Origin of the sequence: Streptomyces agglomeratus, assembly GCF_001746415.1 — a bacterium.
GTDB lineage: Bacteria > Actinomycetota > Actinomycetes > Streptomycetales > Streptomycetaceae > Streptomyces > Streptomyces agglomeratus.
This window is the reverse complement of the sequence record NZ_MEHJ01000001.1, coordinates 1,454,595-1,466,326: the sequence shown is the minus strand read 5'-3', so window position 1 is coordinate 1,466,326 and position 11,732 is coordinate 1,454,595. Positions and strand designations below refer to the sequence as shown.

Sequence of the window (11,732 nt, the reverse complement as noted above, 5' to 3'; positions counted from 1 at the left end):
AAGCGCGGCGGGTCAGGAGGCGGCGCGGGCGGCCATCCGGGCCTTGCGCGCGGCCAGCTTCTCGTCGAATTTGCTCGCCTCGGCATCCAGCCCGTTCATGTACAGGCCGAGCTCCTCCTGTGCCTTGAGGCCCTCCGGGCCGAGCCCGTCGATCTCCAGGACCTTGAGGTAGCGCAGGACGGGCTGGAGCACGTCGTCGTGGTGGATGCGCATGTTGTAGATCTCGCCGATCGCCATCTGGGCGGCGGCGCGCTCGAAGCCGGGCATGCCGTGACCGGGCATCCGGAAGTCGACGACGACGTCGCGCACCGACTGCATCGTCAGGTCGGGAGCGATCTCGAAGGCCGCGCCCAGCAGGTTGCGGTAGAAGACCATGTGCAGGTTCTCGTCGGTCGCGATACGCGCCAGCATGCGGTCGCAGACGGGGTCGCCCGACTGGTGGCCGGTGTTGCGGTGCGAGACGCGGGTCGCGAGCTCCTGGAAGGCGACGTACGCGACCGAGTGCAGCATCGAGTGGCGGTTGTCGGACTCGAAGCCCTCCGACATGTGCTGCATACGGAACGCCTCGAGCTTGTCCGGGTCAACGGCACGGGACGTCAGCAGGTAGTCCCGCATCACGATGCCGTGCCGGCCCTCTTCGGCCGTCCAGCGGTGCACCCAGGTGCCCCAGGCGCCGTCGCGGCCGAAGAGGGAGGCGATCTCGTGGTGGTAACTGGGGAGGTTGTCCTCGGTCAGGAGGTTCACCACGAGCGCGATCTTGCCGATGTCCGTGACCTTCGACTGCTCGGGCTCCCAAGCCTGACCGTCGTCGAAGATGCCGGGGAAGTTCCTGCCGTCGGAGAACGGCACGTACTCGTGCGGCATCCAGTCCTTGGCGACCTTGAGATGGCGGTTGAGTTCCTTCTCCACCACCTCTTCCAGCGCGTACAGCAGTCGGGCGTCGGTCCACGCGTCCGAACTGCCGAGTTGGGGAGAGGTGATCGTCACTGGTGCTCCTGGGGACGGGGGCGGGGGCATGAAGTACCTACGGCTTCGTAGGTTACGTGACCGTAGGTTAAGGGGGTCGTAAGAGTTGAGCCAAGTCCCCGGCGGTAATGTCCCCTTACCGTCAGTTATGACACCAGGTCACCCGGGTGGACCGAGAGCCATGTCACGCCCACATCGTTTCGCCGGACCACCCGAAATCAGCCCAAAGACTCCTCCCGGTCCTCGCCGTCCTCCTCGTCGCCCGTCCGCCCCAGCTCCAGCCGCCGCGTGATCCCGATGGACTCCAGGAACGGCTCGTCGTGGCTCGCCACGATCAGCGCCCCTTCGTACGACTCCAGCGCCTGCGTCAGCCTCCGCACACTCGCCATGTCCAGGTTGTTCGTCGGCTCGTCCAGCAGGAGCAGCTGCGGCGCCGGTTCGGCCAGCAGCAGCGCCGCCAGCGTCGCCCGGAACCGCTCGCCGCCGGACAGCGTCCCGGCCGGCTGATCCGCTCGGGCCCCCTTGAACAGGAAGCGCGCCAGCCGCGCCCTGATGGCGTTGTTGGTCGCCGACGGCGCGAACCTCGCCACGTTCTCGGCCACCGTCAGCGCGTCGTCCAGTACGTCGAGCCGCTGGGGCAGGAAGCGCAGCGGCACATGAGCGACCGCCTCGCCCGCGACCGGTTCCAGCTCCCCGGTGATCGTGCGCAGCAGCGTCGTCTTGCCCGCGCCGTTGCGCCCGGTCAGTGCGATCCGCTCCGGTCCGCGGATCTCGAACTCGCCGGCGACCGAGGACCCGTACCGGAGTCCGAGGTCACACAGCGTCAACACCCTGCGCCCGGGATGCACGGTCGTCCACGGCAGTTCGACGCTGATCTCGTCGTCGTCGCGCACCGCGTCCACCGCGCCGCTCAGCCGCTCCCTGGCCTCCGCCAGTTTCTCGGCGTGCATGATGCGGTGCTTGCCCGCCGACTCCTGCGCGGCGCGCTTGCGTGCGTTCATGACGATCTTCGGCTCGCGCTTGGTGTCGTACATCTTCTGCCCGTACCGCTTGCGGCGGGCCAGCTTCACCTGCGCGTCAGCCAGCTCCTTCTTCTGCCGGTGCACATCGGCCTCCGCGACCCGCACCATGCGTTCGGCCGCCTCCTGTTCGACGGCGAGCGCCTCCTCGTACGCCGAGAAGTTGCCGCCGTACCAGCGGACTTCACCGTCCCGCAGCTCGGCGATCTGGTCGACACGCTCCAGCAGTTCACGGTCGTGGCTGACCACGATCATGACGCCCGACCACGACTCGACGGCGGCGTAAAGGCGCCCGCGCGCCCATCGGTCCAGGTTGTTCGTCGGCTCGTCGAGGAGGAGTACGCCGGGCCGGCGCAGCAGCAGCGCGGCCAGCCGCAGCAGCACCGACTCGCCGCCCGACACCTCGCCGATGGTCCGGTCGAGGCCGACACGGTGGAGCCCGAGCTGGTCGAGGGTGGCGCGGGCGCGCTCCTCGACATCCCAGTCGTCGCCGACGGCGGTGAAGTTCTCCTCCGTGGCCTCGCCCGCCTCGATGGCGTGCAGGGCGGTGCGCGCGTCGGCGATGCCGAGTGCTTCGTCGACGCGCAGCCTGGTGTCGAGGACGAGATCCTGCGGGAGGTAGCCGACTTCGCCGGCCACCTGGATCTTTCCCGCGGTGGGGGTGAGTTCACCGGCGGCCAGCCGCAACAGGGTCGACTTTCCGGAGCCGTTGAGGCCGATGAGCCCCGTTCGGCCGGGGCCGACGGCCATTTGGAACCCGTCGAAGACGGGCGTTCCGTCGGGCCAGCCGAAGGTGAGCCCGGAGCAGGTGAGATGGGTGGGGAAGGTGGACAAGGTGGCCTCCCGGTTGCTGGGTGCGAGCAAGGGCAACGGGTGGAGACACCGGGAGCGTGGGCGGCGTACGGCCGGAGAGGGGAGTCCCGCGCCGGGACCGGGACGGCGAAACAGCCCCGGTCAGGGGGTGGACGGCTCAGGTGCCGAGGTCGCACACGGGCGCACAGACGAGAGCTGTGCGACATGGTGTCTCAGGACCTCAGACGAGCAACGTCCACTCCGATCGACGACAACAGGGCCACGACCAAAGTACGTCGCGGCCCTGCGGGATGCCAAGCTGTTTTTACCGAGCCTGTTTCACAGCGCGTCACGCAGGAGTTCGGCCAAGTCGTGGTCGACGTCGAGGTGCAGGTGTTCGCCGCCGGCCGGGACGAGCGCGTGCGTGCGCTTGAGGAAGCGGCGCAGGTCGGCGGTGCGGATGTGGACCATCGCGGTGCCCTCCGCGGCATGGAACTCCAGCACGGTCCGCCCGTACCCGTAAGGCCGCACCTGTACGTCGCCCAGGCCGGCCTGCCGGTCCGTGCCCGTCTCCAGCAGTTCGCGGGCGAAGGCCCAGGACACCTCGGTGCCCTCCAGGGTGGCGTCGGGGGGGGAGGCCATGCGTACGGCGAACGGGTCCGCGCGGTCGTACCGCAAGGTCGCCGAGACCGTCTCCGTCCCGGGTGTCGACGAGACCAGACGGGCCTGCACGGCTTGCTCAATCACGGGAGACACGTCCTGCTCCCTCTCACGGTTCGGTTGTTGCGTCCTGTCACAGGGACAGACGTAAGAACGCGGGAATCCGTGCATGCGACGGTGATGTGACCTGCGTCACCGTCGCACCCCGCGCCGCGACGTGCCGTGCCGCGCGGTGCCGTGCCCGCCCCGGTACCCGGGCGCGCAGCGGGCGACGCACCCTGGACGGGGCCGGTGCTCTGGGCTAGCTTCCAGCGCCATGAGGGGCATGGGGAAGACGAGACGAATGGTGTCGCTGGGCCTGTGCGGGGCGGCGCTGGCCGCCGCCCTGGCCGCGCCCGCGCAGGCGGACGCACCCGCACCGCCGGAGGCGGCGGAGACAGCACCGCCCGGCTGGCGGCTGAAGGACACCGGCAAGGACGTACGGCTGCGCGGACTCGCGGCGGTCAGCAGGAAGACCGCGTGGGTGGCGGGCTCCAGGGGGACGGTGCTGCGTACGGCCGACGGGGGACGCGGCTGGCTCGATGTCTCGCCGGCGGGCGCGCAGGGTATGGAGTTCCGTGACATCGAGGCGTTCGACAGCCAGCGCGCGGTGGTGCTGGCGATCGGCGAGGGGGAGGCGTCCCGGATCTTCCGTACCGGGGACGGCGGCGCGACCTGGACCGAGAGCTTCCGCAACACCGACCCGAAGGCGTTCTACGACTGCGTCACCTTCTTCGACAGCCGCAACGGCCTCGCGATGAGCGACCCGGTCGACGGCAAGTTCCGCATCCTGTCCACCGGCGACGGCGGCAGGTCGTGGAAGATCCTCCCGGACGCCGGCATGCCCGCCGCGCAGAGCGGTGAGGCGGGCTTCGCCGCGAGCGGCCAGTGCCTGGTCAGCTCCGGGCCGCGGGACGTCTGGCTCGCCACCGGCGGCGGCGCCACCGGCCGGGTGCTGCACTCCGCCGACCGCGGCCTCACCTGGGCCGCCGCGGATTCAACGGTCCCGGCGGGCGACCCGGCGCGGGGTGTCTTCGGCCTCGCCTTCCGCGACCGCCACCACGGCATCGCGGTCGGCGGCGACTACCGCACAGGGCAGGCGTCGCCGAAGGCGGCGGCCGTGACCGGCGACGGCGGCGCGAGCTGGCGGCAGGCCGGCACCCCGCCGCCGGCGTACCGCTCGGGCGTGACCTGGCTGCCGCACACCAGGTCCGGCGCGCTGGCGGTCGGCCCCACGGGGACCGACCTCACCCTGGACGGCGGCCGCACCTGGCGGACCATCGACACCGGCTCGTACGACACGGTCGACTGCGCCGGCGACTTCGGCTGCTGGGCCTCGGGCGAGAAGGGCCGGGTGGCGCGCCTGGAGTTCTGACCCCCGAGCGGCCCCCGCGCGCCGGGATACGCCGGGATAATCGGATGCGGGTGCGGCGGACTGCCCGTACGGTCGACGCCCGTGGAACCGCTCAGTGAGAACCAGATCCGCTCGTCCTTCGTGAACTGCACCAAGGGCGAGGCGTCGCGCCTGAAACTGCCGCTCGACTTCGCCGAACTGCCCTGGGGCGACCTGGACTTCCTCGGCTGGGTCGATCCGGGCGCGCCGCTGCGCGCGCATCTCGTCCTGCCGCGCCCGGACGGACCGCTCGGGATGACCCTGCGGGTGCCCGGCGCGACCCGCACCAGCGCGGTGAAGTCCAGCCTCTGCCAGCTCTGCCTCACCGGGCACGCCTCCTCCGGCGTCACCCTTCTCGCGGCCCCTCTGGCGGGCGCCCGGGGCCGCGCGGGCAACACGGTCGGCATCTACGTCTGCGCCGACCTCGCCTGCTCCCTGTACGTACGGGGCAAGCGGCAGCCCAAGCTGCGCAGCGGCCGGTACGAGGAGAGCCTGACCCAGGACGAGCGGATCGCGCGCACGCTCGCGAACCTGGACGCCTTCGTGGCGAAGGTGACGCAGGGCTAGGGCGGCGCCACGCGCCCGCCCCTGCGCCGCGCCCCCTACGCCGGAAGCTGCTGGCGGTACGGGGCGAGTGCGGGCGCGGTCTTGGTCGCCACGAACTCCGTGATCCGGTACGCGCAGACGCCCGCCACCGTGAACGGATCGGCGGCCGCGATCTCCTCGATCCGGGCCCGGTCGTCCGCGACGGCAAGGATCACGCCGCCGTCACGCGGCTGCTTGCGCCCCGAGGCGATGAAAACACCCGCCTCGTACTGCGCGTCCAGCCACTCCACGTGCGCTTGCAGCAACTCGTCGACGCGCTCGACGGGTGCGGTGTAGGTCAACTCCATTACGAACATGATCGCCAGGCTACCCCGTACCCTTTTGATCACTATGAAGAGCCTGCGCACTCCCGCCGACGAAGCCGAAGCCTGCGCGATCCAGGACGAATTGCGCACGCGCGTCGTGCTCGACGAGCCCGGCCCGCCCCCGGGAACCGGTTTCGTCACGGGCGTGGACGTGGCATACGACGACGAGCGCGATCTGGTGGCCGCGGCGGCCGTGGTCATCGACGCCGCGACGCTCGCCGTCGTGGAGGAGGCCACGGCCGTCGGCCGCGTCGCCTTTCCGTACGTTCCCGGGCTGCTCGCCTTCCGGGAGCTGCCGACGGTCGTCGCCGCCCTCGAATCCCTGACGACGGACCCGGGGCTGGTCGTCTGCGACGGATACGGGCAGGCTCACCCGCGCCGCTTCGGCCTGGCCAGCCACCTCGGCGTCGTGACGGGCCTCGCGGCCATGGGCGTGGCCAAGAACCCCTTCACCTTCACGTACGAGCAGCCGGACCACCACCGCGGCGCCGTGTCGCCCCTGCTCGACGGGACGGGAGAGGAAGTGGGACGCGCGCTGCGCACCCAGGACGGGGTGAAGCCGGTCTTCGTCTCCGTCGGCCACCGCGTGAGCCTGGACAACGCGTGCGCGCACGCCCTGCGCCTGGCGCCCGCCTTCCGGCTCCCGGAGTCGACGCGCGCTGCGGACACCCTGTGCCGGCGCGCCCTGCACGAGGCGATTGGCACCGGTTTCGGCACAACCACGTAACTGAGTATCTGTACGGATGTTTGAACTGCCGTAATCGGACAGAGTGATCGTATGACCGCATACACGCACCCGGAGCACCCCACTCACCCCAGGACCCCCAGGCCGGCGGCCGAATCCGTCACCGTCCACCGTGCGGGCCGCCGTACGAACATGGTCATCCTGGTCGGCGGCCTGGCCGCGCTCGGCTGGACCGGCGGGATGATCTACACCCTGGCGGGCTGGTTCTCCGGCTGACGCACGCGACCCGCGCGCCTCACTCCCGCACGGCCGCCACGCGGAACCGCAGGCCGGCCGCCACCAGTCGCTCCAGCAGTGCGTCGCCCATCGCCGCCGCCGTGGTCACCTGACCCGACGTCCTGGGCAGCTCGTCGAAGGCCAGGCAGAGTACCGACTCGGCCAGGATCTTCGCCGTCTCGTCGTAACCGGGGTCGCCTCCCGACACCTCGGTGAACACCCGGCGCCCGCCGCCCTCGCCGACGAAGCGCACCGAGAACCAGCTCCGCGCCCGGCGCTCCTCGTCGGGGCCCGAGCCCGCCGTGTACCGGCTCATCAGCCACGCGCGGGCCGCCGGAATCTGGGCCAGCCCGAACGCGGCCCCCACCGCCGCGACCCCGCCGGCCGCCACCGGAAGCCACTTCACCGCCGCGTAGTGCCGGTAGCGGAAGTCTGGCCCGTACCGCTCCAGCGCGGCCGCCGAACGTGCCACCACCTGCGGATCAATGGTCGGCAGCGGCAGTGCCCAGGTCCCCGTCTCGCGGCTGCGTCGCGGTGCGCCGATCGGTGCCCGCGCCCGCCGCCCCACCAGCCTCGGCTCGGACAGCCGCCGTTCCTTCGCGGCCCGCAGCGTCTGCCGGCCGCGCCCGAAAGCGGTCATCGCGGACGCGAACGTACCGCCCGAGAACATCGCGTTCGACCGTACGTATCCGTCGACGCGCAGGGGTATGCCCTCCGGCAGCTGCTGGACCGTGAAGTACACACCGAGGTCGTGCGGGACCGAGTCGAAGCCGCACGCGTGCAGAATCCGCGCCCCGGTCTCGCGGGCCCGCGCGTCGTGCGCCAGATACATCCGGTCGGCGAACTCCGGCTCGCCCGACAGATCCGCGTAGTCCGTGCCCGCGTCGGCGCAGGCCGCGACGAGCCCCTCGCCGTACCAGACATAGGGTCCGACGGTCGTCGCCACGACACGGGTGCCGGCGGCGAGGGCGCGCAAGGAGCCCGGGTCGGCCGCGTCGGCCCGCAGGACGGGCAGGGTCGCGCAGGCCGGATTGACCGAGATGAGCCGCTCGCGCAGCTTCTCCAGTTTCGCCCGGTTGCGCCCGGCGATCGCCCATCGGCAGTCGGCGGGTGCGTGCGCCGCGAGGTAGCGCGCGGTCAGCTCCCCGACGAAGCCTGTCGCCCCGAAGAGCACGATGTCGTACGGGCGCTCCGCGCTGCCCGCGCCACTGCCTTGAACGGTCTCGGTCATGGGGGCAGAGGGTAGCGGTGAACACCGGTAAAAAGAACTAAGCGCTTGCTCGCCCCAAGGGCTTGTGCTGAGTGGAACACGTTCTTAGCATCATTGATGTTACATCAGTTGTGTCACATCGCTGGGGGCTTGATGGCAGGGACAGGGAACGGCCCGCTCGCCGGAGTGCGCGTGGTGGAACTGGCGGGCATCGGTCCCGGCCCGTTCGCCGCCATGCTCCTCGCCGACCTCGGCGCCGACGTGGTGCGCGTGGACCGTCCCGGTGGCGCGGGGCTGGGCATCGATCCGGCGTACGACCTCACCAACCGCAACAAGCGCTCGGTGATCGTCGACCTCAAGGCGGCGGACGGACCGGCCCAGGTCATCGACCTGGCCGAGCGCGCCGACGTACTCATCGAGGGCTACCGTCCCGGTGTGGCCGAGCGCCTCGGTGTCGGCCCCGACGCCTGCCTGGCCCGCAACCCGCGTCTCGTGTACGGGCGGATGACCGGCTGGGGCCAGGACGGGCCGCTCGCCCGGCGCGCCGGGCACGACATCGCGTACATCGCCCTCACCGGCACCCTCGGCATGTTCGGCAGGCCCGACGAGCCGCCCACCGTCCCCGCGAACCTCGTCGGCGACTACGCGGGCGGCTCGCTGTACCTCGTCATCGGCGTCCTCGCCGCCCTTCAGCACGCCCGTTCCGAGGGCGGCGCCGGCCAGGTCGTCGACGCCGCCATCGTGGACGGCGCCGCCCACCTCGCCACGATGATCCACGGCATGCTGGCCGCCGGCGGCTGGCAGGACCGGCGCGGATCGAACCTGCTCGACGGCGGCTGCCCCTTCTACGGCACCTACGAGACGTCCGACGGCCAGTACATGGCCGTGGGCGCGCTGGAGCAGCAGTTCTACGCCGAGTTCACACGGCTGCTGGGGCTGGAGGAGAGCGCGGCCGACGCCCGCCGCGACATGGCGCGCTGGGGCGAACTGCGCGAGTCGATCGCCGCCCGCTTCAGGACGAGGACCCGCGACGAGTGGACCGCCGTGTTCGAGGACTCGGACGCCTGCGTCGCTCCTGTCCTCTCCCTGGGCGAGGCCCCCTCCCACCCGCACCTCGCCGCCCGCTCCACCTTCCTCACTCACAGCGGCATCACCCAGCCCGCGCCCGCACCGCGCTTCTCGGCCACACCGGGCACCGTGCGCGGCGGCCCCGCCCGGCCCGGCGCGGACACCGCCGAAGTGGCGCGCGACTGGGACGTACCGAGCATCGCGAGGACCATCGGCAAGGACGGCGACGGCTGATGGAACCGACCGAAATATCAGGGCCGGACCCAGGAGGCAGAGTCAGTTGAAGCGTCAGATCTTCACCGTGGAGCACGAGGCATTCCGGGAGACGGTGCGCACCTTCCTGGCGAAGGAGGTGACGCCGTACTACGAGCAGTGGGAGAAGGACGGCATCGTCAGCCGTGAGGCGTGGCTTGCGGCGGGCAGGCAGGGCCTGCTCGGACTCGCCGTACCGGAGGAGTACGGGGGCGGCGGCAACGCCGACTTCCGCTACAGCGCCGTACTCGCCGAGGAGTTCACCCGCGCGGGCGCCGCGGGGCTCGCCCTCGGCCTGCACAACGACATCATCGGCCCGTACTTTACCGGCCTCGCCACCGACGAGCAGAAGCGGCGCTGGCTGCCCGGGTTCTGCACCGGCGAGACGATCACCGCCATCGCGATGACGGAGCCGGGCGCGGGCTCGGACCTCCAGGGCATCCGTACGACGGCCGAGGACCGGGGCGACCACTGGCTGCTCAACGGCTCGAAGACCTTCATCTCCAACGGCATCCTCGCCGACCTGGTGATCGTCGTCGCCAAGACGTCGCCCGAGGGCGGCGCCAAGGGCCTGTCCCTGCTCGTCGTGGAGCGCGGCGCCGAAGGGTTCGAGCGCGGGCGCAACCTCGACAAGATCGGCCAGAAGTCCCAGGACACCGCCGAGCTGTTCTTCAACGACGTACGCGTCCCCAAGGAGAACCTGCTCGGGGAGCTCAACGGGGCCTTCGTCCACCTGATGACCAACCTCGCCCAGGAGCGCATGGGCATCGCGGTCGCCGGGATCGCCGCCGCCGAGTACCTGCTGGAGATCACCACGACGTACGTCAAGGAGCGCGAGGCGTTCGGGCGGCCGCTGTCGAAGCTCCAGCACATCCGCTTCGAGATCGCGGAGATGGCCACCGAGTGCGCCGTCACCCGTACGTTCCTCGACCGCTGCATCGTCGATCACTCGAACGGGGAACTCGACGCGGTCCACGCGTCGATGGCCAAGTGGTGGGCCACCGAACTCCAGAAGCGGGTCGCCGACCGCTGCCTGCAACTGCACGGCGGCTACGGCTACATGAGCGAGTACCGCGTCGCCAGGGCCTTCACCGACGGCCGCATCCAGACGATCTACGGCGGCACGACCGAGATCATGAAGGAGATCATCGGCCGTTCGCTCCTCGCCTGAAGCCCCGCCCGGGTCATGCCGCCCGGCTCCTGATCGCCGACTTCTGTTAGTACCCCTCGAAAGGCTGCTGTCTTGAGTACCGAAGCGTTTGTGTACGACGCGATCCGCACCCCGCGCGGGCGCGGCAAGGCCAATGGCGCCCTGCACGGCACCAAGCCGATCGACCTCGTCGTCGGCCTCATCCACGAGATCCGCCGCCGCTTCCCCGACCTGGACCCGGCGGCCGTCGACGACATCGTCCTCGGCGTCGTCAGCCCGCTCGGCGACCAGGGCTCGGACATCGCGCGCACCGCCGCAGTGGCCGCCGGGCTGCCGGACACCGTCGCGGGCGTACAGGAGAACCGCTTCTGCGCGTCGGGCCTCGAAGCCGTCAACATGGCGGCGGCGAAGGTCCGCTCGGGCTGGGAGGACCTGGTCCTCGCGGGCGGTGTGGAGTCGATGTCACGCGTCCCCATGGGCTCCGACGGCGGCGCCTGGGCCATGGACCCCATGACCAGCTGGGACACGGGGTTCGCGCCCCAGGGCATCGGCGCCGACCTCATCGCCACCATCGAGGGCTTCAGCCGCCACGACGTCGACTCGTACGCCGCCCTGTCGCAGGAACGGGCCGCCGAGGCGTGGAAGGACGGCCGCTTCACCCGCTCGGTCGTTCCCGTCCTGGACCGCAACGGGCTGGTGGTCCTCGACCACGACGAGCACATGCGCCCCGGTACGACGGCCGAGTCGCTCGGCGCGCTCAAGCCGTCCTTCGCCATGATCGGCGAGCACGGCGGCTTCGACGCCGTCGCGCTCCAGAAGTACCACTGGGTCGAGCGGATCGACCACGTCCACCACGCGGGCAACTCCTCCGGCATCGTCGACGGCGCGGCTCTCGTCGCCATCGGCTCGCAGGCGGTCGGCGAGCGCTACGGCCTGACGCCCCGCGCCCGCATCGTGTCGGCCGCCGTCTCCGGCTCCGAGCCGACGATCATGCTGACCGGCCCCGCGCCCGCCACCCGCAAGGCACTCGCCAAGGCGGGCCTGACCATCGACGACATCGACCTGGTCGAGATCAACGAGGCGTTCGCGGGCGTCGTACTGCGCTTCGTCAAGGACATGGGCATCTCCCTCGACAAGGTCAACGTCAACGGCGGCGCCATCGCCATGGGCCACCCGCTGGGCGCCACCGGCGCGATGATCCTCGGCACGCTCATCGACGAGCTGGAGCGCCGCGACCAGCGGTACGGCCTGGCCACGCTGTGCGTCGGCGGCGGCATGGGCATCGCCACCGTCATCGAGCGTCTCTGACCG

General features: G+C 71.1%; 12 protein-coding genes. 7 read left to right on the top strand and 5 right to left on the bottom strand.

Annotated elements, in window-relative coordinates:
- Positions 1–12: 12 nt before the first annotated feature.
- From AS594_RS06060 to ssgD, 3 genes are all read right to left on the bottom strand, one after another.
- A complete protein-coding gene (locus tag AS594_RS06060) occupies positions 13–987 on the bottom strand; it encodes an acyl-ACP desaturase (RefSeq protein ID WP_069926040.1) in 975 nt (324 codons plus the stop codon).
- 197 nt (positions 988–1,184) lie between these two features.
- Entirely contained in the window at positions 1,185–2,819 is a 1,635-nt protein-coding gene (locus tag AS594_RS06055) for an ABC-F family ATP-binding cassette domain-containing protein (protein WP_069933338.1), read from the bottom strand.
- A 297-nt stretch (positions 2,820–3,116) separates the two neighbouring features.
- Positions 3,117–3,533, bottom strand: a complete 417-nt coding sequence (ssgD, locus tag AS594_RS06050) for a spore wall synthesis regulator SsgD (protein WP_069934979.1) — start codon at positions 3,531–3,533, stop codon at positions 3,117–3,119.
- A 220-nt stretch (positions 3,534–3,753) separates the two neighbouring features.
- Here ssgD and AS594_RS06045 point away from each other — a divergent pair, with 220 nt between their 5' ends.
- Together AS594_RS06045 and AS594_RS06040 are read left to right on the top strand one after the other, a co-directional pair.
- Positions 3,754–4,851, top strand: coding sequence for a WD40/YVTN/BNR-like repeat-containing protein (locus tag AS594_RS06045; protein ID WP_079148269.1), 1,098 nt, complete (start codon positions 3,754–3,756; stop codon positions 4,849–4,851).
- 81 nt (positions 4,852–4,932) lie between these two features.
- Positions 4,933–5,436, top strand: coding sequence for an FBP domain-containing protein (locus AS594_RS06040; RefSeq protein WP_069926036.1), 504 nt, complete (start codon positions 4,933–4,935; stop codon positions 5,434–5,436).
- A 35-nt stretch (positions 5,437–5,471) separates the two neighbouring features.
- On the opposite strand, the gene AS594_RS06035 is transcribed toward AS594_RS06040, so the two are convergent.
- Positions 5,472–5,771, bottom strand: a complete 300-nt coding sequence (locus AS594_RS06035) for a YciI family protein (RefSeq protein ID WP_069930306.1) — start codon at positions 5,769–5,771, stop codon at positions 5,472–5,474.
- Positions 5,772–5,805: 34 nt separating this feature from the next.
- Between AS594_RS06035 and AS594_RS06030 the strand changes: the two genes are divergently transcribed.
- Positions 5,806–6,507 carry an endonuclease V gene (locus AS594_RS06030; RefSeq protein WP_069926035.1) on the top strand — a complete coding sequence of 234 codons (702 nt, stop codon included), beginning with the start codon at positions 5,806–5,808 and terminating at the stop codon, positions 6,505–6,507.
- Positions 6,508–6,558: 51 nt separating this feature from the next.
- Positions 6,559–6,741, top strand: a complete 183-nt coding sequence (mmpA, locus tag AS594_RS06025) for a morphogenic membrane protein MmpA (RefSeq protein ID WP_069926034.1) — start codon at positions 6,559–6,561, stop codon at positions 6,739–6,741.
- A 19-nt stretch (positions 6,742–6,760) separates the two neighbouring features.
- Here the strand turns inward: mmpA and AS594_RS06020 are convergent, their stop codons facing one another.
- Positions 6,761–7,972: a saccharopine dehydrogenase family protein gene (locus tag AS594_RS06020; protein WP_069933340.1), complete on the bottom strand. Its 1,212-nt coding sequence runs from the start codon at positions 7,970–7,972 to the stop codon at positions 6,761–6,763.
- A gap of 132 nt (positions 7,973–8,104) precedes the next feature.
- On the opposite strand from AS594_RS06020, the gene AS594_RS06015 reads away from it, so the two are divergent.
- The 3 genes from AS594_RS06015 to AS594_RS06005 all read left to right on the top strand — a co-directional run bounded on the left by AS594_RS06015 (position 8,105) and on the right by AS594_RS06005 (position 11,729).
- On the top strand, positions 8,105–9,253 hold the full coding sequence (locus tag AS594_RS06015; RefSeq protein ID WP_240508949.1) for a CaiB/BaiF CoA transferase family protein: 1,149 nt from the start codon (positions 8,105–8,107) through the stop codon (positions 9,251–9,253).
- 46 nt (positions 9,254–9,299) lie between these two features.
- The gene (locus tag AS594_RS06010) at positions 9,300–10,442 is read left to right on the top strand and encodes an acyl-CoA dehydrogenase family protein (RefSeq protein ID WP_069934978.1); all 1,143 of its coding nucleotides are present in this window, start codon (positions 9,300–9,302) and stop codon (positions 10,440–10,442) included.
- Positions 10,443–10,514: 72 nt separating this feature from the next.
- Complete coding sequence (locus AS594_RS06005) at positions 10,515–11,729, top strand: acetyl-CoA C-acetyltransferase (protein ID WP_069926030.1); 1,215 nt, start codon at positions 10,515–10,517, stop codon at positions 11,727–11,729.
- The last annotated feature ends 3 nt before the right edge of the window (positions 11,730–11,732 follow it).